This is a genomic window from Serratia sp. X10 (genome assembly GCF_017811775.1).
In the GTDB taxonomy this organism is placed as follows: Bacteria; Pseudomonadota; Gammaproteobacteria; order Enterobacterales; family Enterobacteriaceae; genus Serratia; species Serratia ureilytica.
Genome location: NZ_JAEIOH010000001.1, coordinates 43446 through 63510 on the forward strand (window position 1 = coordinate 43446; position 20065 = coordinate 63510).

Sequence of the window (20065 nt, forward strand, 5' to 3'; positions counted from 1 at the left end):
GGCATCATATACCCTTTATTTTACCGGGGCAGCTTGCTTAGCGCAGCCAGTTGGTTTTCGCCAGCTCGACCACTTCGTCGCCGCGGCCGTTGATGATGGCGCGCAGCATGTACAGGCTGAAGCCTTTCGCCTGTTCGAACTTGATCTGTGGCGGCATCGCCAGTTCTTGCTTGGCGGTGACCACGTCCAGCAGCGCCGGGCCGGGGTGCGCCAACATTTCCTGCAGCGCGCCGTCCAGATCTGAGGCTTTTTCCACGCGGATGCCCTTGATGCCGGCGGCGTTGGCGATCGCCGCGAAGTCCGGATTATGCAGATCGGTGCCGTCGGTCAGGTAGCCGCCGGCCTTCATCTCCATCGCCACGAATCCCAGCACGCTGTTGTTGAACACCACGATTTTCACCGGCAGCTTGAACTGCGCCAGCGACAGGAAATCGCCCATCAGCATGGTGAAGCCGCCGTCGCCGCACATGGCGATCACCTGTTTATCCGGCGCGGTGGCCTGAGCGCCGATCGCCTGCGGCATGGCGTTGGCCATCGAACCGTGGTTGAACGAACCGAGCAGGCGGCGCTTGCCGTTCATTTTCACGTAGCGGGCGGCCCACACCGTCGGCGTGCCGACGTCGCAGGTGAAGATGGCGTCGTCGCTGGCATAGTGGCTGAGCTGCTGCGCCAGATACTGCGGGTGGATCGGTTGGTCGTCGCCGGCGGTCGCCAGCCCGTCGAGATCCTTGCGCGCGTTGCGGTAATGCTCCAGCGCCTTGTCGAGGAACGCCCGATCGCGCTTCGGCTCCAGCTGCGGCAGCAGGGCGGTGAGGGTGGTGTGGATATCGCCCACCAGCGCCATATTGACCGGGCAGTGCGCGCCGATGCTACCGGGGTTGATGTCGATCTGAATGATGTTGGCGTTGGTGGGGTAGAACGCGCGGTAGGGGAACTGGGTGCCGAGCAGCACCAGCGTGTCGGCGTTCATCATCGCGTGATAACCGGAGGAGAAACCGATCAGCCCGGTCATGCCGACGCTGTACGGGTTGTCCCATTCGATATGTTCTTTGCCGCGTAGCGCGTGCACCACCGGCGCCTGCAGCAGTTCGGCCAGCTTGACCACTTCATCGTGCGCGCCGGCGCAGCCGCTGCCGCACATCAGGGTGATGTTCTTCGCCTTGTTCAGCGTTTCCGCCAGCTTGTTCAGCTCGCTCATCGGCGGCTGCACCAGCGGCAGCGCCGGGGTATGCCAGGTCACGGCCGCGTCTTCCGGCGCCATGCGTAGCGCCACGTCGCCCGGCAAGACGACCACCGACACGCCGCGATTGAGGATCGCCTTGCGCATGGCGATCTCCAGCACGCGCGGCAGTTGTTCCGGGTTGGAGACCAGTTCGCAATAGTGGCTGCATTCGCGGAACAGCTCCTGCGGATGGGTTTCCTGGAAGTAGCCGCTGCCGATTTCGCTGGAAGGGATGTGCGCGGCTATCGCCAGCACCGGCACATGGTTGCGGTGGCAGTCGAACAGGCCGTTGATCAGATGCAGGTTGCCGGGGCCGCAGGAACCGGCGCACACCGCCAACTGGCCGGTGAGCTGGGCTTCGGCGCCGGCGGCGAAGGCGGCCACCTCTTCATGGCGGGTGCCCAGCCATTCGATGGTGCCCATGCGGTGCAGGCTGTCGCTGAGGCCGTTGAGCGAATCGCCGGTCACGCCCCAAATGCGTTTTACGCCGGCTTGATCCAGCGTTTTGGCGATTAGTGTGGCTACGGTTTGCTTCATGGTTCCCCCAAACATGGTTTGAAAAACGATGTGGACTCGATCCGGTGAGTGGCAGCAGAACAACTGCAAGCATAGCTTACCGGCTGTGGACGAGATGCGGTCAGGAAGGGTAAAGAGCGTAGGACGGGGAAAAGTGTAACCGGGCTGAAGAGGGGGAACTTGCCGATAAATGCCCCATCGCGGCGATGGGGCCAGGGATCACGCCAGCGTGACATCGCCCTGCAGTTGGCAACTGCAGGCCAGCACGTAGCCCTGCGCGATTTCTTCCGCGCTCAGCGTCATGGCGCTGGTGGTGGTGTAGTCGCCCTCGAGAATGCGGGTTTTGCACGAACCGCATACCCCGGCGCGGCAGGCAGCGTTGACCGGCAGGGCATTGGCCTCCATCGCCGCCAGCAGGGTGCTGCCGACCGGCACGCGGAATTCGCGCAGCGGGCGGGCGGCGCGCAGCGTCAGCCCTTCGGTTGCGTCGGCCTGCGCCGCCGGCGTGTGGAACTGCTCCTTATGGAAACGCTCGGCCGGCACGCCGAGCCGGCGACAAAGCTGCTCCACCTGATCCATGTAGGGCGCGGGGCCGCAGGTCATCACCGTGCGTTCGGCGATATCCGGCGCCGCCTGCCGTAGCGTCTGTTCATCGATGCGGCCGCTGAGGTAGCCGGGTTGCAGATCCTGCTCGGCCATCAGCGTCAGGCGCAGCTGCGGATGGGCGGCGCACAGTGCGCGCCACTGATCGGCGAAAATCGTGTCGGCGGGGGTGCGTACGTTAACGATCGCGGCGATATCGCAGGCCGGTCGGTTGGCGGTCAGCCAGCGGCACATCGAGACGATCGGCGTCACGCCGCAGCCGGCCGCCAGCATCAGATAACGATCGGCCGGGTGGCGCTCGCAGCTGAATTCGCCCTGCGCGTCGGACAGCCACAGCGTGTTGCCGGGCTTGACCTCTTGCGTCAGCCAGCGCGATCCGACGCCGTCCGGCAGGCAGCGCACGCTGATGCTGAGAAAGCGGCTCTGGCCAGGCGAGGAGGAGAGCGTATAGGCGCGCAGCGTCTCCTCGCTGTTGCGGATGCTGACCAGCGCGAACTGGCCAGCCTGGTAAGGATAGAAAACGTCGCAGATCAGGTTCAGCGTCCAGACGTCGGCGGTTTCACGCCGGATGGAATGCACCTGCATGCGGTTCGGGCAAAGCGGAGTGGGTTGAGTCATCGGGCACCTCAAAAAGCAAAGGGGCCGGCGCAGGCGGCCCCATAAGGTAACGGCATCAGGCGAGCAGCGCGGTGATATCCTGCTCGACGGTAGTGATCGGACGCAGGCCGAATTTCTCGTTGAGGATCGCCATCAGGTTGTCGGTCAGGAAGCCTGGCGCGGTCGGGCCGGTGACGATGTTTTTCACCCCCAGCGACAGCAGCGTCAGCAGAATGACGATCGCCTTCTGTTCAAACCACGACAGCACCAGGCTGAGCGGCAGCTCGTTGACGCTGCAGCTGAGCGTATCCGCCAGCTTGACCGCCAACATGATGGCGGAGTAAGCGTCGTTGCACTGGCCGACGTCCAGCAGACGCGGCAGCCCTTCCAGCGTGCCGAAATCCAGTTTGTTGAAACGGTATTTGCCGCAGGCCAGCGTCATGATCAGGCAGTCTTGCGGCACGCTGCGGGCGAAGTCGGTGAAATAGCTGCGTTCGTCGCGGCTGCCGTCGCAGCCGCCCACCAGGAAGACGTGGCGCAGTTTTTTCTGCGACACCAGGTCGATCACCGTGTCGGCGGCGTTCAGCAGCGTCTGGCGGCCGAAGCCGACGGTGATCAGGTGCTCGATCTCGGTGTAAGGGAAGCCGTTAATGCCCTGCGCCTGGCGGATCACGGCACCGAAGTCGTCGCCTTCCAGATGGTTGACGCCCGGCCAGCCGACGATACTGCGGGTCCAGATGCGATCGCCGTAGTTGCCGACGTTAGGATCGATGATGCAGTTGGAGGTCATCACGATCGGGCCGGGGAATTTGGCGAATTCCGTCTGCTGGTTTTGCCAGCCGCTGCCGTAGTTGCCCACCAGGTGCTTGAATTTTTTCAGTTCCGGATAGCCGTGCGCCGGCAGCATTTCACCGTGGGTGTAGACGTTGACGTTTTGCCCTTCGGTTTGCTCGAGCAGCATGCGCAGATCTTTGAGATCGTGGCCGGAAATCAGAATGGCTTTCCCGGCTACAGGGCGCACGTTGACCGCGCTGGGCTGCGGATCGCCGTAGGCCTGGGTCTCACCGCGATCGAGGATCGCCATCACGTTGAAGTTCATCTTGCCGATGCCCATGGCGTTGTTCAGCAGGGTATCGACGTCGCGCGGCCGGGTGCCGAGCCAGGCCATGAAAGCGTGGTAGTCGGCATAGAGCTGTTCGTCGAACTGGCCGAGCACGTGCGCGTGTTCCATATAGGCCGCCGCGCCTTTCAGGCCATACAGACACAGCAGGCGCAAACCGTGTACGTCGTCGCCGACCTCGGCCTTGTCGCTGTCGAGGGCAAACTGCGCCGCCTGCTGCAGCAGCGCAGGCATATCGTCGCCGGCCAGCTGCAGCGCCGCCATCGGGTGATCGACGCGCACGCCGCCATCCAGCAACCGGCAACGGGCGGCCAGCGAGTCGCGCAGCAGCAGGGTTTCCCGCGCGTAACCGATGATGCGCTGGGAGTCGAAGTTAACGTTGGTCAGGGTGGAGAAGAAGGCGCGCGGGGCGAAGCTGTCGATTTCGTGGTCGACGATGCCCAGCGAACGCGCCTGCAGCGCCCAGGCGGAGAGGCCCTGCAGCGCCGCCACCAGCAGATCCTGCAGATCGGAGGTTTCCGCCGTTTTGCCGCACATGCCCTGAGCATACGCGCAGCCGTTGCCTGCCGGGGTTCGAATGGTTTGTTCACATTGCACACAGAACATAGTCGCTTCCTTTTAATTTTAAAGTTGCATTTGTAATGCTTGTTTAAAAGCATAGATCGGCGATCGGGGTTGCAAAAGGCTTTTGTGCGACTACTGCGGGCAAGTTTGATTTAGCGCAATTTTGCCGTGCGGATGGGAATGATTACGCTTTGGGGGCCGGGTGGCCCCCAGGGGAAAGGATCAGGAGAACAGGGCGATCAGCACCGGCGCCAGCAGGCTCAGCAGGAAGCCGTGCACGATGGCGGGCGGTACCATGTCCAGTCCGCCGCTGCGCTGCAGCACCGGCAGGGTGAAGTCCATCGAGGTGGCGCCGCACAGGCCGAGGGCGGTGGAGCGGCTGCGGCGCACCAGCGTCGGGATCAGCATGATCGCCACCAGCTCGCGCGCCAGATCGTTGAAGAACGCGGCGCTGCCCATCACCGGGCCGTAGGCGTCGGTGATCAGAATGCCGGACAGCGAGTACCAGCCGAAGCCGGAGGCCATCGCCAATCCGGCCTTGACCGGCAGCCCCAGCAGCTGCGCCGCCAGCGCGCCGCCGGCCAGAGACGCGACGACCACCGCCAACGCCACCAGCGTGCCGCGGCGGTTGAGCACGATCTGGCGCAGCGTCATGCCGCTGTTGCGCAGCTGAATGCCGACCAGCAACAGCAGGAAGATCAGCGCATATTCGCTGCCTTTATGGGCGAACTGCAGCCATTGCCACTGCGTCAGGCCGAGCAGGAAGCCGCCGAGCACCACGCCGCACAGCTTGAGCGACTCCAGCGCCATATGCACGCGCGAAGGCAGCTTTTCCTGTTTATGGCTGCTGCGCCACGGCATGCGCCGCTCCAGCAGCGCCAGCAACAGCAGATTGGCGCAGAGAATGCAGAAGAAGAACGCCGCGCTGTACTGGAAGATCAGCACCAGATTGCTGCTGAGGTTCTCCATAAACGCCAGGCTGATGCCCATGAAAAACAGGATCACATACACCATCCAGCTCAGCAGGCGGTTGATCAGCACCAGCAGCGGGCGATGGCGTAAGGGAATGAGGTAACCGACAATCAGCGGTAACAGAATAATCAACAGTCCTGAGTACATGGTGCAACGAGTGTCCTTGAGTTTTGATGCGCGACGAACGGCGGCGAGGAGCACACGCTAACCAAAAGCCCGGCCGGAGTAAAGCGGCAGATTTGACGCTGGCCGCTTGACCTGCAAGGGGTTTTTTGACCATGCTCTGTGAAAGTCGCCTCATTGAAGAGGCGACGGCGCGCACGGGAGGCGGCGGATGTTCTTGGAGCGTATCGAAATTGTAGGTTTTCGCGGCATTAATCGGCTGTCCCTGATGCTGGACGACAACACGTTGTTGCTCGGCGAAAACGCCTGGGGTAAATCCAGCTTGCTGGATGCGCTGACGCTGCTGCTGGCGCCGGAGCAGAAACTGTATCGCTTTGAAGCGCACGACTTCCATTTTCCGCCCGGTGAGGAGGCGGCCAAAGAACGCCACCTGCAGGTGGTATTCACCTTCTGCGAGAAAGACATCGGCCACGCGCACCTACCGCGCTACCGCCATCTGACGCCGCTGTGGGTCAAGGGGGAAGACGGCCTGAGCCGCATTCACTACCGCTGCGAGGGCGAGCTGGCCGATGACGGCACTGTGTGCACCTGGCGCGGTTTTCTCGACGCCGACGGCAACGCCTTTCAACTGCACCATATCGAACAGCTGGCCCACGCCATCATCCGCATCCACCCGGTTTTGCGCCTGCGCGACGCGCGCTTTATTCGCCGCCTGCGCCCCAGCAGCCTCGGCGATGAACGCAAACCCGATACGCAGGCGTTGGCGCAGCAGCTGGATCAGCTGACGCGCGAGCTGGTGCGCAATCCGCAGAAGCTGACCAACGGCGAACTGCGTCAGGGGCTGGCGGCGATGCAGCAGTTGCTCGAGCACTATTTCGCCGAGCAGAGCTCGCAGGTGGCGCGGCCGCGCCGCCGCGGCGGTGAACCGGAGCAGGACGCCTGGCGCGCGCTGGACGGCATCAACCGCATGGTCGCCGAGCCGAACAGCCGCAGCATGCGTCTGATCCTGCTGGGCATGTTTTCCACCCTGCTGCAGGCCAAGGGCGACGTCAAGCTGGATCCGCACGCCCGGCCGCTGCTGCTGGTGGAAGACCCGGAAACTCGCCTGCATCCGATCATGCTGTCGGTGGCCTGGGGGCTGCTCAATCAGCTGCCGCTGCAGCGAATCACCACCACCAACTCCAGCGAATTGGTGTCGTTGGTGCCGGTGGAGCACGTGTGCCGGCTGGTGCGCGAGTCAGGCCGCGTCGCGACCTATCGTCTCGGGCCGCGCGGGCTCAGCGCCGAAGACGGGCGGCGCATCGCGTTTCACATCCGTTTCAACCGGCCGTCGTCGCTGTTCGCCCGCTGCTGGCTGCTGGTGGAGGGCGAAACCGAAGTGTGGCTGCTGAACGAACTGGCGCGCCAGTGCGGCTATCATTTCGAGGCGGAAGGGGTAAGGGTCATCGAATTCGCTCAGTGCGGCCTGAAGCCGCTGCTGCGCTTTGCCCGCCGCATGGGTATCGAGTGGCATGCGCTGGTGGACGGCGATGAGGCGGGCAAAAAGTACGCCAACACCGTGCGCAGCCTGCTGGACAATCATGAAGACAACGAACGCGATCGGCTGACCGCGCTGCCGGCGCCGGACATGGAACACTTTATGTTCCGCGAAGGGTTCGCCCCGGTCTATCACCGAATGGCGTCGGTGCCGATCAACGCGCAGATGCCGATGCGCAAGGTGATCCTGAAAGCGGTCCACCACTCTTCGAAGCCGGATCTGGCGATCGAGGTCGCGATGCAGGCCGGCGAATGGGGCACGGACTCGGTGCCGCCGCTGCTGAAGAAAATGTTCTCACGGGTGATCTGGCTGGCGCGCGGCCGGGCGGACTGACGGCCCGCCGGGCGTTATCGGGCGCAGAAGTGCGCCGCCAATCCCTGTTCCAGCTCGTCCAGCAGCTGATAGCGGCGGCGATACTCGGCGCGCTTCTTGCTGGCGATCTCTTCGATCGGCTTGCGGGCGATGCGCTCGGGCAGCAGGAAATAGCCGCTGTCGAGCGGTTTGGCGCCCATCGACAGCCAGAACTGATCGTAATCGGCGTGCAGCTTGTCCTTCTTCTTACTCTGGTAGCGCCAGTTTTGATAGATATGGGTGGCGTTGCCGACCGCCACGATCTGGCGGATGCCGAGGTGCCGCGCCAGCGTGCAGATGCCTTCCAGCACCAGCCGTTTAGGGAACAGGCCGTGACACTCTTTGGTGGTGTGCTGGATCTCGGCGTGCGGCACGTCATGGTTCGCGCCCTGCAGGCCGCCGATGAACAACGTCGGCTGCTGCTGATAATGCATCAACGCAAAGGTGATCTCCGCCAGCATCACGCCGTTGGCGTTGCGCAGCAGCAGCGTGGCTTCCCCTTCCTTATTCAGTTTGTCGATCGCCGCCAGCTCCAGCGTGATCGGCGCTTCGTTCTTGCCCATCGCGCTGGCCAGCACGAAGGCATGCGGGCCGAGGTGGCCGAGGCGCATCTTCAGCGGCATGCGCTGTACGATGAGATCGTAATGATCGCGCAGGGCGAACAGGCATTCGATCTTGCTCATGTTGGCCGCCAGGTAGGGACGATGCAGTTTGCACGGCAGGTTCGGCTGCGCGCTCAGGATCTCCTCCAGCAGCGGATTGCTGGCCAGGGTGCTGAGCAGGCCGCTGGTGGTGCGCCAGTTGAGCAGCGAACGGCCGAGAAACTTCAGGCGAAACGAGGTTTTTTTCCAGGCGTTGCTCGGTGCCTTTTCGCCATTGATCAGCGCCGTCATCAGTTGCCAGCCGTTAAGCGGCCGGGCGGAGGCGAGTGGGTAGCTGAGCTGTGACATGATGAAATCCTTGGCTGTGTTGAATGGCGCTATTTCATCAAGGCTTCACTAAACGAGAGTTCAATGCCGAACTGTAACCAAGCGTGTCTCCACATTGTGTTGAGCTAAGGTTTAGTTATTCCCTACGGTGCGTGCTAATTTAGCTCCGCCGCCGCAATGGGCGGTCGATATTTACAAGCACAGGCAGGTCAATTTTGACAGGGTTTAAAGGACATAAACGCCGCTGGATACTCGCACTGGCGGTGATTGCGGCGATTGCCGCGGCGGCCGTTTGGCACTTCCGCCATCCGGCGCCGACCGATTTCAAAACGGTAAAGGTCAGCAAGCGCGATCTGCAGCAGAACGTGTTGGCGACCGGCCAGCTGGACGCCGTGCGCAAGGTTGACGTCGGCGCGCAGGTCAGCGGGCAGTTGGAAAAGCTGTATGTCGAGATCGGCGACAAGGTGAAAAAAGGTCAGTTGCTGGGGGTTATCGATCCGCAGCAGGCGCAGAACAGCATCCGTGAAGGCGAGGCGACGCTGCGCGAGCTGCATGCGCAGCTGCTGCAGGCGCAGGCGGAACAGCAGCTGGCGGCGGTTACGCTGCAGCGCAACCAGGCGCTGGCCAAACTGCAGGCGGTATCGCGTCAGGATCTGGATCAGGCGGCGACGCAGCTGGCGGTGAAGAAGGCGCAGGTAGGCACCATCAATGCGCAGATCGCCCGCAACCAGGCCAGCCTGGATACCGCCAAGATCAATCTGGCCTATACCCGCATCGAAGCGCCGATGGATGGCGACGTGGTGCAGATCACCACGCTGCAGGGCCAGACGGTGATCGCGGCGCAACAGGCGCCGAACATTCTGACGCTGGCGGATCTCGGCACCATGCTGGTGAAGGCGCAGGTCTCGGAGGCCGACGTCATTAACCTCAAGCCGGGTCAGAAGGCCTGGTTCACGGTGCTGGGCGATCCGACCCGGCGCTTCGACGGCGTGCTGAAAGACATTCAGCCGACGCCGGAAAAGGTCAACAACGCCATCTTCTATTACGCGCGTTTCGAAGTGCCCAACCCGGAAAGGCTGCTGCGCTTGCAAATGACGGCGCAGGTGCACATTCAGCTGGCCGGTGTCCAGCAGGCGCTGGTGATCCCGCTGGCGGCGCTGGGCGATCAGATAGCCGACAATCGCTACCACGTTTCGGTGCTGAAACAGGGCAAGGAAGAGAAGCGTGAGGTGGCCATCGGCCTGCGCAACAATATCGATGTGCAGATCCTCAGCGGGCTCGAGGCGGGCGATGAGGTGATCGTCAGCCGCGGCGGCGTGGAGGCCGGCTGATGGCGGCGCTGTTGCAGCTGAACGGCATTCGCCGCAGCTACCGTTCCGGCGAGCAGACGGTGGAGGTGCTGAAGGGGATCAGTCTGAGCATCGACGCCGGTGAAATGGTGGCGATCATGGGGGCTTCCGGCTCCGGCAAATCGACGCTGATGAACATTCTCGGCTGCCTGGACAAGCCGAGCGCCGGCGTCTATCGGGTGGCCGGCCAGGACGTGGCGACGCTGAGCGACGATGCGCTGGCGCAGCTGCGGCGCGAGCATTTCGGCTTTATCTTTCAGCGTTATCATCTGCTGCCGCACCTGAGCGCGGCGCATAACGTCGAGGTGCCGGCGGTGTACGCCGGGCTGGGCAAAGCGGCGCGGCGCGAACGGGCGGAGGCGCTGTTGCGCCGTCTGGGGCTGGGGGAGCGCGTCAACTATCGGCCGAGCCAGCTTTCCGGCGGCCAGCAGCAGCGCGTCAGCATCGCCCGCGCGCTGATGAACGGCGGGCAGGTGATCCTGGCGGATGAGCCGACCGGCGCGCTCGACAGCCACTCCGGCGAAGAGGTGATGGCGATCCTCAAACAGTTGTGCGTCCAGGGCCACACGGTGATCCTGGTGACTCACGATCCGGCGGTGGCGCGCCAGGCTGAACGGATCATCGAGATCCGCGACGGCGAAATCATCGCCGATTCGCGCCCGACACCGTCGGAGGATGCCCAGGCCAAGCCGCTGACGCTGGCCGCCGCGGCGCCTTCCTGGCGGCAGATGGGCGGCCGCTTTCGCGAAGCGCTGGTCATGGCCTGGCGCGCGATGGCGGCCAACAAGATGCGCACCGCGCTGACCATGCTCGGCATCATTATCGGCATCGCCTCGGTGGTATCGATCCTGGTGATCGGCGACGCCGCTAAGCAGATGGTGCTGGCGGACATCAAATCGATTGGCACCAACACCGTCGATATCTATCCCGGCAAGGACTTCGGCGACGACGATCCGACCTATCGGCAATCGTTGAAATACGGCGATCTCGACGCGCTGCGCGAACAGCCGTACATCAGCGCGCTGTCGCCGAGCATCAGCAGCAGCATGCGGCTGCGGCTGGGCAACGTCGACGCGGCGGCCAACGTCAACGGCGTCAGCGAGCAGTTCTTCCGCGTGTACGGCATGAGTTTTACCCAGGGCGTCGGCATCGACCCGATGCAGGTGCAGTCACAGGCGCAGACGGTGGTGATCGACGCCAATACCCAACGGCGGCTGTTCCCGCACCAAAAAAACGTGGTGGGCGAGGTGATCCTGGTGGGCAACATGCCGGCGACGGTGGTCGGCGTGGCTAAAGAGAAGCAGTCGATGTTCGGCAGCAGCAAGACGCTGAACGTGTGGGTGCCGTACAGCACCATGGCCAACCGGCTGATGGGCAACAGCTATTTCGATTCGATCACCGTGCGCATCCGCGACGGCTACGACAGCAAGGAAGCGGAACAACAGCTGTCGCGTCTGCTGACGTTGCGCCACGGCAAGAAGGATTTCTTCACCTATAACATGGACAGCCTGGTGCAAACCGCAGAGAAAACCACTCGCACGCTGCAGCTGTTCCTGACGCTGGTGGCGGTGATTTCGCTGGTGGTGGGCGGCATCGGCGTGATGAACATCATGCTGGTGTCGGTGACCGAGCGCACGCGCGAGATCGGCATCCGCATGGCGGTGGGCGCGCGTTCCGGCGATGTGTTGCAGCAGTTTCTGATCGAGGCGGTCTTGGTCTGCCTGGTGGGGGGCGCGCTGGGGATTACGTTGTCGTTCGCTATCGGTTTGGCGGTGCAGCTGGTGTTGCCGGGTTGGCAGATCAGTTTCCCGCCGGCGGCGTTGCTGAGCGCGTTCCTCTGTTCCACCGGCATCGGCGTGGTGTTCGGCTATCTGCCGGCGCGTAATGCCGCGCGGCTGAATCCGATCGATGCGCTGGCGCGCGAGTAAGTCACAGGCATAAAAAATGCCAGTCACACGGCGGCTGGCATTTTTATCGCAGTCAGAGTCAGTGCAGCGCGACGCTGCCGGAAGCGTTTAGGACAGCGCCTCGCTTTCCACTGGCACAATAAGACTGGCATGGTTGCCTTTGGGCCCTTGATGCACGTCGAAGCTGACCTGCTGGCCCGCCTTCAACGTTCTGTAACCATCCATCTTGATTGTGGAATAATGCGCGAAAATATCTTCGCCGCCGCCGGCTGGGCAGATGAAGCCAAAACCTTTGGCGTTGTTAAACCATTTAACAGTACCCGTCTCCATGCTTTTACATCCCTCGCAACGCTATTTTAAGTGAGATGAATAACTGATTTCGCACTCGCCGTGGGCGAGTAGCAGGGTGGACAAGGGGTGGTTAAAAGACCACCAGCCACGAATTTACACTCTAGAGCAAATGATCGGGGCGTCAAGGGATCGGCTTTTGTCGGCGGGGAGCAGTTCACCAAAGTTTGAAGCAGGTAACGCTATTGCCACGATTCAGTCACAATTGGCCCGTTTTTTTGCGCACGTTACAGTGCGGCGGGACGATGCCGAAGATGATAAAATAGTAACTATCCCCACTTTGAATAACCGAAACCTGTCCCCATATCAGAGGGCAGAGCAGAGAAGATGAGCAGCGATGGGCAATAACAACGATTGGCTAAATTTTGAACACTTAGCCGAAGAAAAACAAATCGATGCGGTAAAACCGCCGTCTATGTATAAAGTTATACTTAACAACGACGATTACACACCGATGGAATTTGTGATTGACGTTCTGCAAAAGTTCTTTTCTTATGATATTGAACGCGCAACGCAACTGATGCTCACGGTCCACTATCAAGGCAAGGCGATCTGTGGTGTTTTTACCGCCGAGGTGGCGGAAACCAAAGTCGTCCATGTGAACCGGTACGCAAGGGAGAACGAGCATCCGTTGCTTTGTACGCTGGAAAAAGCCTGAATAAGGCAATCTATTGGGGAGGTGCTTATGCTCAATCAAGAACTGGAACTCAGTCTCAACATGGCTTTCGCCAGGGCGCGTGAGCACAGACACGAGTTTATGACCGTGGAGCACCTGTTGCTGGCGTTGCTGAGCAACCCTGCCGCGCGAGAAGCGCTCGAGGCATGTACGGTGGATCTGGCCGCGTTGCGCCAGGAGCTGGAAGCCTTCATCGAACAAACCACACCGACGCTGCCCGCCGGCGAAGAAGAGCGCGACACTCAGCCGACGCTCAGCTTCCAGCGCGTGCTGCAGCGCGCGGTCTTCCATGTGCAATCCTCCGGCCGCAGCGAAGTGTCCGGCGCCAACGTGTTGGTGGCTATTTTCAGCGAGCAGGAATCGCAGGCGGCCTATCTGCTGCGCAAGCACGACGTCAGCCGTCTCGACGTGGTGAACTTCATTTCACATGGCACGCGTAAAGACGAGCCGGGCCAAGCGCCGAATGCGGAAAACCCGGTGAACGAAGAGCAGTCCGGAGGGGAAGACCGTATGGAAAACTTCACCACCAACCTCAATCAGTTGGCCCGTGTGGGCGGCATCGATCCGCTGATCGGCCGCGATCGTGAGCTGGAGCGCGCGATTCAGGTGCTGTGCCGTCGTCGTAAAAACAACCCGCTGCTGGTCGGCGAATCCGGCGTGGGCAAGACCGCCATCGCCGAAGGCCTGGCCTGGCGTATCGTGCAGGGCGACGTGCCGGAAGTGATGGCGGACTGCACGCTGTATTCGCTGGATATCGGTTCACTGCTGGCCGGCACCAAATACCGCGGCGACTTCGAGAAACGCTTCAAGGCGCTGCTCAAGCAGCTGGAACAGGATCAGAACAGCATCCTGTTCATCGATGAAATTCACACCATCATCGGCGCCGGTGCGGCTTCCGGCGGGCAGGTGGATGCCGCCAACCTGATCAAACCGCTGCTGTCGAGCGGCAAGATCCGGGTGATCGGCTCGACCACCTACCAGGAGTTCAGCAACATCTTCGAAAAGGATCGCGCTCTGGCGCGCCGTTTCCAGAAGATCGATATCACCGAACCGACGGCGGAAGAGACCGTTCAGATCATCAACGGCCTGAAGACCAAGTATGAAGCGCACCACGACGTGCGTTATACCGCCAAGGCGATCCGCGCCGCGGTGGAGCTGTCGGTGAAATACATCAACGATCGCCATCTGCCGGACAAGGCGATCGACGTGATCGACGAGGCGGGCGCCCGCAGCCGGTTGATGCCGGCCAGCAAGCGCAAGAAAACCGTCAACGTGGCCGATATCGAATCCGTGGTGGCGCGTATCGCTCGCATCCCGGAGAAAACTGTGTCGGCCAGCGATCGCGACGTGCTGAGAAACCTGGGCGATCGCTTGAAGATGCTGGTATTCGGCCAGGATCAGGCGATCGAAGCGTTGACGGAAGCGATCAAGATGAGCCGCGCCGGTCTGGGCCACGAGCGCAAGCCGGTCGGTTCCTTCCTGTTCGCCGGGCCGACCGGGGTCGGGAAAACCGAGGTCACCGTACAGCTGGCCAAGGCGATGGATATCGAGCTGCTGCGTTTCGACATGTCCGAGTACATGGAGCGGCATACCGTCAGCCGTCTGATCGGCGCGCCTCCGGGCTACGTTGGTTACGATCAGGGCGGGCTGCTGACCGATGCGGTGATCAAGCATCCGCATGCGGTGGTGCTGCTCGATGAGATCGAGAAGGCGCACCCGGACGTGTTCAACCTGCTGCTGCAGGTGATGGACAACGGTACGCTGACCGACAACAACGGCCGCAAGGCGGACTTCCGCAATGTGATCCTGGTGATGACCACCAACGCCGGGGTGCGGGAAACCGAACGCAAGTCGATCGGCCTGGTGCAGCAGGACAACAGCACCGACGCGATGGAAGAGATCAAGAAGGTGTTTACGCCGGAGTTCCGCAACCGTCTGGACAACATCATCTGGTTCAACCATCTGTCTACCGAGGTGATTCAGCAGGTGGTCGACAAGTTTATCGTCGAACTGCAGGCGCAGCTGGATGCGAAGGGCGTCTCGCTGGAAGTGAGCGACGAAGCGCGCGATTGGCTGTCGGTGAAGGGTTACGACCGTGCGATGGGCGCTCGTCCGATGGCGCGCGTCATGCAGGAAAACCTGAAGAAACCGTTGGCCAACGAGTTGTTGTTCGGTTCGCTGGTGGACGGCGGTTCCGTGAAGGTCGAGCTGGACAAGGACAAAAAACAGCTGACTTACCACTTCCTCAGCGCCGCCAAGCGCAAGGCGGACGAGGGCGCGGTGCACTAAGGCCGCTTTCAGGCAAAGAAAAAGCGATGCTTCGGCATCGCTTTTTTTATGGGTGAGATTCACCGTACAACAGAAACGAGTGAGCCCTCTCAGTTTACCTGCGCACCTGCAACCCGTTGTTTAACGTCGCTGCGGGGGTAAACGGAAAGGGCTCCCGAGGGATTACATCCTCGATGCCGCCAGCGTGTGGCGCGCGGTGAGCCGATTAACGGCTACGGAAGACAATGCGGCCTTTGCTCAGGTCGTACGGGGTCAGCTCTACAGTGACTTTGTCGCCCGTCAGGATGCGGATATAGTTTTTACGCATTTTACCGGAGATGTGTGCGGTTACCACGTGCCCGTTTTCCAATTCAACGCGGAACATGGTGTTGGGCAGCGTATCAAGAACGGTGCCCTGCATTTCAATATTGTCTTCTTTGGCCATCGAATCCTCTAGGTCTAACTACCTTAGTTTTTAACCGGCAAGATAATGCCGAAAAACCCCCATTATGTAAAGATGTGTCGGTGAACATTGCACCGTTTCCATCAATTAGTTTACTGGATAGGGCGGTTCAACCGGCTGTGGGGATATGACTTGCGGCTCCCAGCACGCCGGTGCCAAAGGCCGCCGTTGAAGGGTGCTGAGCTGCTGCAAAAATTGACGGCGCGGAATTTCACGCGCGCCAAGGCGGGCAGTGTGAGCGTTCAGCACCTGGCAGTCAATCAATTCCCCGCCATAAGCGGCAAAATGGCGGCAAAAGGCCATCAATGCGCATTTTGAGGCGTTGGTGACGCGGCTGAACATCGATTCGCCGCAGAACAACGCGCCCTGCGCCACGCCGTACATGCCGCCAACCAGTTGATCATCCTGCCAGACCTCCACCGAGTGCGCGTAGCCGAGGCGATGCAGATGCTGATAGGCGCGCTGCACCTCCGGGCCGATCCAGGTGCCTTCATCCGGCCGGTGGGCGCAGGCGGCGATCACCGCAGCGAAGTCGTGATTGAGCGTGATGCGAAACGGATCGTGGCGCAGAAAGCGTTTCAGGCTGCGGTTAAGATGAAACTCGGCCGGGAACAGCACCGCACGCGGATCGGGCGACCACCACAGGATGGCCTCTCCCGGCGAGTACCAGGGGAAGATGCCGCGCTCATAGGCCGCCAGCAGCCGCGGCGCCGTGAGGTCGCCACCGATCGCCAGCAGGCCGTTGGGGTCGCGCAGAGCGCCCTCAGGCGAGGGAAACGCCAGCGACTGCGGGGAGAGCTTAACGATGCGCATACAGGGTCTCTGCGTCCTCTACGGGCCGATTAAGGCGCCAGGTTGCTGATACGGTTGCGAAAGCGGGCATAGCGGCCCTGCTGGCGCATCAGGGCCGCGTGATTGCCTTGTTCGACAATCCGGCCGTCGTCCATCACGCAAATGCGGTCGAGATGTTCCAGACCGTACAGGCGGTGCGTCACCAGGATCAGCGTCTTTTCCTGACAATGCCGGCGCAGCAGCGCCAGGATCTGCTGTTCGGTTTCGGCGTCCAACCCTTCGGTCGGTTCGTCAAGCAGCAGCAGCGGGGCCGGATGCAGCAGCGCGCGGGCGATGCCCAGACGGCGCTGTTCGCCGCCGGACAGTTGCCGGCCGCCTTCGCCGAGCCAGGCGTTCAGTCCGCCGTCGCTTTCCAGCAATTTGCCGAGCCCTACCTGCTGCAGCACGTCACTCAAACGAGCGTCGTCGGCATCTGGTGCGGCCAGCCGCAGGTTTTCCCGCAGCGTATCGCTGAAGATATGCACTCGCTGGCTGACGACCGTGGTCATTCGGCGCAGCGTGGTTTCATCATAATCCTCCAGCGGTTCGCCGTTGAGCAGAATTTTTCCGCCATCGGTGCGCCAGGCGCGGGTCAGCAGCTGCAGCAGGGTGGACTTGCCGCAGCCGGTGCGGCCGAGCAAGGCGATGTGTTCGCCGGCCGCCACCTCAAGCGTGACGTCGCGCAGCACCGGCTGCGGCTGATCGGGGTAGGTGAAACTCAACTGCTGCAGGCTGAGCTGCGCCCGATCGGCAGCGGCCGGGCCGGCGGCAGGGAAGGTGACTTCCGGTTGGCGATCGATGATCTGTTTGACCCGCGTGGCGGAGGCGATCACCTGACCGAGATGCTGGAAGGCGCCGGCCACCGGCATCAGCGCTTCGAACGACGCCAGCGCGGCGAAGACAAACAGCGCGATCAACGCGCCGGGTTGGGTATCGCCGCCGATGCCCGCGGCGGTCAGCCACAGCAGCAGCGTTACCGTCAGCCCGCTGGCGAGGATCATCAGCGCCTGCGCCTTGCCGCTCAGCGAGGCCTGCTGCCACTGGCGGCGTTGCCACCGCTGTTCGGTGGCGTTCAGCGTCTGGCGGAAGTCGTTGACGGCACCGAACACCACCAGTTCCGCCTGCCCCTGCAGCCAGGCGGTCAGGTCGGTGCGGTATTGGCCGCGCAGCGCGGTGAGTTGGCCGCCGATCGGTTTGCCGGCGCGATAGAACACCGGCGGCAGCAGCAGCAGCAGCAGCAGCAGAATGCCGCCGAGCGTCAGGGCGAGCGCAGGATCCAGCCAGCTCAGGCCGTAAGTGACGACCAGGATCACCGCCGCCGCGCCTACCAGTGGCGAGATCACCCGCAGATAAAGATGATCCAGCGTGTCCACGTCCGCCACCAGGCGGTTGAGCAGGTCGGCCTGGCGGAAACGGGCGATGCCGCCCGGCGTCAGCGGCAGGATCTTGCTGAAGGTGAACACCCGCAGGTGCGACAGCACGCGGAAGGTGGCGTCGTGGCTGACCACGCGCTCGGCGTAGCGCCCGGCGGTGCGGAAGATCGCCGCGCCGCGCACGCCGGCGGCGGGCAGCATGTAGTTGAAGGTTAGCAGGCCCGCCAATCCGGCCAGCGAAGAGGCGGCCAGGAACCAGCCGGAGAGCGCCAGCAGGCCGATGCTGGCCAGCAGGGTGACGATCGCCAAAATGATGCCCAGGCTAATCAGCAGGCTATGGCGGCGATACAACGCCAAAAACGGCAGCAACACGCGCATGATTAAAGCTCCCCGCGGCGGTGGGCGATCAGAGTGGCGAACAGGCCCGGTTGGGCGCTGAGGGTGGCGTAATCGCCCTGTTGCACGATACGCCCGTTATCCATCACCCAAATCTGATCGTAGTCTTCGGTATCTTCCAACTGATGCGTCACCAGCAGGGTGGTTTGTTGATGCGAAGCGGCATTCAACGCCTGCATCACCCGTTGTTCGCTATGGGCATCGAGGCTGGCGGCCGGTTCATCGAGCAGCAGCAAGCGGCGCGGGCCGATCAGCGCCCGGGCGACCGCCACGCGCTGCGCCTGGCCGACCGACAGGCGGGCGGCGTTGTCGCCTACTTCGGTGTCGAGCCCCTGTGGCAGATAGGGCAACAGTTCGCTGACGTAGGCGTGTTCCACCGCCTGCTGCAGCTGCGCTTCGTCGGCCTGTGGGCAGCCCAACAGGATATTGGCACGCAAGGTTTGCGCCGGCAGGTGCGGGTTCTGCCCGACCCAGCTGAGCTGTTGACGCCAGTTTTCTGCGGACAGTTCACGCAGCTCGACGCCGTTGACGGTCAACGACCCACGGTAGGGCAGGAAGCCGAGCAGCAGATTGAGCAGTGAGCTTTTACCGGCGCCGCTCAGCCCGACCAGCGCCACGCGCTGCTGCGGTTGCAGGGTGAAACTCAGCGGCCCGGCCAGCAGCACGCCGTTCGGCGACAGGATTTCCAACTCGTTCGCCTGCAGCGTCAGCGGCTGATCGGCGGGCAGCTGCCGCGTGCCGTTGCCCATCTGCTCGCCTTCGGCGCTGAGGAAGGTTTCCAGCGCTTCCGCCGCGCCGACCGCCTGCGCCTTGGCATGATAGAAGGTGCCGAGATCGCGCAGCGGTTGGAAGAACTCCGGCGCCAGAATCAGCACCAGAAAACCGGAAAACAGCGTTACGCCGAGGCCATAGCTGCCGAAGTTGAGTTCGCCGAGGTAAGAAAAACCGAAATACACCGCCACTACGGCGATGGAGATCGACGCGAAGAACTCCAGCACGCCGGAGGAGAGGAAAGCCATGCGCAGCACTTCCATGGTGCGGCTGCGGAAGTCTTCGGAGGATTTGGCGATCTGCGCGGTTTCGGCCTGCGCGCGGTCGAACAGCCGCAGGGTGTCCAGGCCGCGCAGGCGGTCGAGGAAGTTACCGCTCAGTCGCGCCAGCGCCACAAAGTTGCGGCGGTTGGCGTCGGCGGCCCCCATGCCCACCAGCGCCATAAACAGCGGGATCAGCGGCGCGGTCGCCAACAGAATCAAACCGGCGGCCCAGTTGATCGGGAAGACGGCGATCAGGATCAGCAGCGGGATAAACACCGCCAGATACATCTGCGGCAGATAGCGCGAGTAATAGTCCTGCATATCCTCGATCTGCTCGACGATGATGCTGGCCCAGCTGCCCGCCGGTTTGCCCTGGATCCAGGCCGGCCCGAGCTGCTGCAGTTTATCCAGCACCTGCCGGCGCATACGCTGGCGGATCACCTGCCCGCACAGAAAACCGACCCGCTCCCGCAGCCAGCTAAGCAGCGCCCGCAGCGCGAACGCGACGATCAGCCAGATAAACGAAGGGATCAGCTGTTCGCGCGGGATGTGCTCGATGATCAGGGCGTGCAGCAGGCTGGCCAGCAGCCACGCCTGCGCCACGATCAGCAGGCCGCTGAACAGCCCCAACAGCATGGAAAGGCGCAGCCAACGCTGCGCTAACGAACTCTGGGTTTTAAGCCAACGGGTTAACTGTTGCTGTCTGGTTTTTTTCATCAGATATGCGTCTGCGTCGCCGGCGCCCGTTTGTTACGGGCTGGGTTAACGTACTGTTAAATAATAGTGTTTGGCGCAATCGGCGACAAACAAGCGAGGCCTCATGTTACCTCGTCACCCGGCAGACTGAAAAGAATAAAGCGGGCAAATATGGCTATAACAGATGGGA

The 20065-nt window shown here is 62.3% G+C and carries 15 protein-coding genes; 5 read left to right on the plus strand and 10 right to left on the minus strand.

The window, feature by feature from the left end:
- Nucleotides 1-37: 37 nt before the first annotated feature.
- The 4 genes from poxB to J9788_RS00255 all read right to left on the minus strand — a co-directional run bounded on the left by poxB (nucleotide 38) and on the right by J9788_RS00255 (nucleotide 5741).
- Nucleotides 38-1759, minus strand: a complete 1722-nt coding sequence (gene poxB / locus J9788_RS00240) for a ubiquinone-dependent pyruvate dehydrogenase (protein ID WP_182264806.1) — start codon at nucleotides 1757-1759, stop codon at nucleotides 38-40.
- 198 nt (nucleotides 1760-1957) lie between these two features.
- The gene (hcr, locus tag J9788_RS00245; RefSeq protein ID WP_182264805.1) at nucleotides 1958-2959 is read right to left on the minus strand and encodes an NADH oxidoreductase; all 1002 of its coding nucleotides are present in this window, start codon (nucleotides 2957-2959) and stop codon (nucleotides 1958-1960) included.
- Between the two features lie 55 nt (nucleotides 2960-3014).
- Nucleotides 3015-4664 carry a hydroxylamine reductase gene (gene hcp, locus J9788_RS00250; RefSeq protein WP_182264804.1) on the minus strand — a complete coding sequence of 550 codons (1650 nt, stop codon included), beginning with the start codon at nucleotides 4662-4664 and terminating at the stop codon, nucleotides 3015-3017.
- A 180-nt stretch (nucleotides 4665-4844) separates the two neighbouring features.
- On the minus strand, nucleotides 4845-5741 hold the full coding sequence (locus J9788_RS00255; RefSeq protein ID WP_046897064.1) for a lysine exporter LysO family protein: 897 nt from the start codon (nucleotides 5739-5741) through the stop codon (nucleotides 4845-4847).
- 187 nt (nucleotides 5742-5928) lie between these two features.
- Here J9788_RS00255 and J9788_RS00260 point away from each other — a divergent pair, with 187 nt between their 5' ends.
- A complete protein-coding gene (locus J9788_RS00260) occupies nucleotides 5929-7587 on the plus strand; it encodes an ATP-dependent endonuclease (RefSeq protein WP_182264803.1) in 1659 nt (552 codons plus the stop codon).
- Nucleotides 7588-7601: 14 nt separating this feature from the next.
- Here J9788_RS00260 and J9788_RS00265 read toward each other — a convergent pair whose 3' ends face one another.
- The gene (locus J9788_RS00265) at nucleotides 7602-8555 is read right to left on the minus strand and encodes a VirK/YbjX family protein (protein WP_033642547.1); all 954 of its coding nucleotides are present in this window, start codon (nucleotides 8553-8555) and stop codon (nucleotides 7602-7604) included.
- Between the two features lie 194 nt (nucleotides 8556-8749).
- Here J9788_RS00265 and macA point away from each other — a divergent pair, with 194 nt between their 5' ends.
- Complete coding sequence (gene macA, locus J9788_RS00270) at nucleotides 8750-9865, plus strand: macrolide transporter subunit MacA (protein WP_046897066.1); 1116 nt, start codon at nucleotides 8750-8752, stop codon at nucleotides 9863-9865.
- Nucleotides 9865-11811, plus strand: a complete 1947-nt coding sequence (gene macB, locus J9788_RS00275; RefSeq protein ID WP_182264802.1) for a macrolide ABC transporter ATP-binding protein/permease MacB — start codon at nucleotides 9865-9867, stop codon at nucleotides 11809-11811. Before macA ends, macB begins: the two co-directional genes overlap by 1 nt.
- Nucleotides 11812-11898: 87 nt before the next feature.
- Here macB and cspD read toward each other — a convergent pair whose 3' ends face one another.
- Complete coding sequence (cspD, locus tag J9788_RS00280) at nucleotides 11899-12120, minus strand: cold shock-like protein CspD (protein WP_004928349.1); 222 nt, start codon at nucleotides 12118-12120, stop codon at nucleotides 11899-11901.
- A 355-nt stretch (nucleotides 12121-12475) separates the two neighbouring features.
- Between cspD and clpS the strand changes: the two genes are divergently transcribed.
- Both clpS and clpA read left to right on the plus strand, forming a co-directional pair.
- On the plus strand, nucleotides 12476-12796 hold the full coding sequence (gene clpS / locus J9788_RS00285; RefSeq protein ID WP_004928347.1) for an ATP-dependent Clp protease adapter ClpS: 321 nt from the start codon (nucleotides 12476-12478) through the stop codon (nucleotides 12794-12796).
- 27 nt (nucleotides 12797-12823) lie between these two features.
- Nucleotides 12824-15103, plus strand: coding sequence for an ATP-dependent Clp protease ATP-binding subunit ClpA (clpA, locus tag J9788_RS00290; protein ID WP_025302261.1), 2280 nt, complete (start codon nucleotides 12824-12826; stop codon nucleotides 15101-15103).
- A 205-nt stretch (nucleotides 15104-15308) separates the two neighbouring features.
- Here clpA and infA read toward each other — a convergent pair whose 3' ends face one another.
- The 4 genes from infA to cydD all read right to left on the minus strand — a co-directional run bounded on the left by infA (nucleotide 15309) and on the right by cydD (nucleotide 19896).
- On the minus strand, nucleotides 15309-15527 hold the full coding sequence (gene infA, locus J9788_RS00295) for a translation initiation factor IF-1 (protein ID WP_002211347.1): 219 nt from the start codon (nucleotides 15525-15527) through the stop codon (nucleotides 15309-15311).
- A gap of 105 nt (nucleotides 15528-15632) precedes the next feature.
- Nucleotides 15633-16358 (minus strand): leucyl/phenylalanyl-tRNA--protein transferase, encoded by a 726-nt coding sequence (gene aat / locus J9788_RS00300; protein ID WP_033650663.1) that lies wholly within the window; start codon nucleotides 16356-16358, stop codon nucleotides 15633-15635.
- A 29-nt stretch (nucleotides 16359-16387) separates the two neighbouring features.
- Nucleotides 16388-18127 carry a cysteine/glutathione ABC transporter ATP-binding protein/permease CydC gene (cydC, locus tag J9788_RS00305; RefSeq protein WP_046897068.1) on the minus strand — a complete coding sequence of 580 codons (1740 nt, stop codon included), beginning with the start codon at nucleotides 18125-18127 and terminating at the stop codon, nucleotides 16388-16390.
- Between the two features lie 2 nt (nucleotides 18128-18129).
- On the minus strand, nucleotides 18130-19896 hold the full coding sequence (cydD, locus tag J9788_RS00310; RefSeq protein WP_182264801.1) for a cysteine/glutathione ABC transporter permease/ATP-binding protein CydD: 1767 nt from the start codon (nucleotides 19894-19896) through the stop codon (nucleotides 18130-18132).
- Between the last annotated feature and the right edge of the window lie 169 nt (nucleotides 19897-20065).

Excerpts from the sequence above, each read along its gene's own strand:
- poxB (WP_182264806.1), bottom strand. The coding sequence starts at position 1,759 with ATGAAGCAAACCGTAGCCACACTAATCGCCAAAACGCTGGATCAAGCC.
- hcr (WP_182264805.1), bottom strand. The coding sequence starts at position 2,959 with ATGACTCAACCCACTCCGCTTTGCCCGAACCGCATGCAGGTGCATTCC.
- hcp (WP_182264804.1), bottom strand. The coding sequence starts at position 4,664 with ATGTTCTGTGTGCAATGTGAACAAACCATTCGAACCCCGGCAGGCAAC.
- J9788_RS00255 (WP_046897064.1), bottom strand. The coding sequence starts at position 5,741 with ATGTACTCAGGACTGTTGATTATTCTGTTACCGCTGATTGTCGGTTAC.
- J9788_RS00260 (WP_182264803.1), top strand. The coding sequence starts at position 5,929 with ATGTTCTTGGAGCGTATCGAAATTGTAGGTTTTCGCGGCATTAATCGG.
- J9788_RS00265 (WP_033642547.1), bottom strand. The coding sequence starts at position 8,555 with ATGTCACAGCTCAGCTACCCACTCGCCTCCGCCCGGCCGCTTAACGGC.
- macB (WP_182264802.1), top strand. The coding sequence starts at position 9,865 with ATGGCGGCGCTGTTGCAGCTGAACGGCATTCGCCGCAGCTACCGTTCC.
- cspD (WP_004928349.1), bottom strand. The coding sequence starts at position 12,120 with ATGGAGACGGGTACTGTTAAATGGTTTAACAACGCCAAAGGTTTTGGC.
- clpS (WP_004928347.1), top strand. The coding sequence starts at position 12,476 with ATGGGCAATAACAACGATTGGCTAAATTTTGAACACTTAGCCGAAGAA.
- clpA (WP_025302261.1), top strand. The coding sequence starts at position 12,824 with ATGCTCAATCAAGAACTGGAACTCAGTCTCAACATGGCTTTCGCCAGG.
- infA (WP_002211347.1), bottom strand. The coding sequence starts at position 15,527 with ATGGCCAAAGAAGACAATATTGAAATGCAGGGCACCGTTCTTGATACG.
- aat (WP_033650663.1), bottom strand. The coding sequence starts at position 16,358 with ATGCGCATCGTTAAGCTCTCCCCGCAGTCGCTGGCGTTTCCCTCGCCT.
- cydC (WP_046897068.1), bottom strand. The coding sequence starts at position 18,127 with ATGCGCGTGTTGCTGCCGTTTTTGGCGTTGTATCGCCGCCATAGCCTG.
- cydD (WP_182264801.1), bottom strand. The coding sequence starts at position 19,896 with ATGAAAAAAACCAGACAGCAACAGTTAACCCGTTGGCTTAAAACCCAG.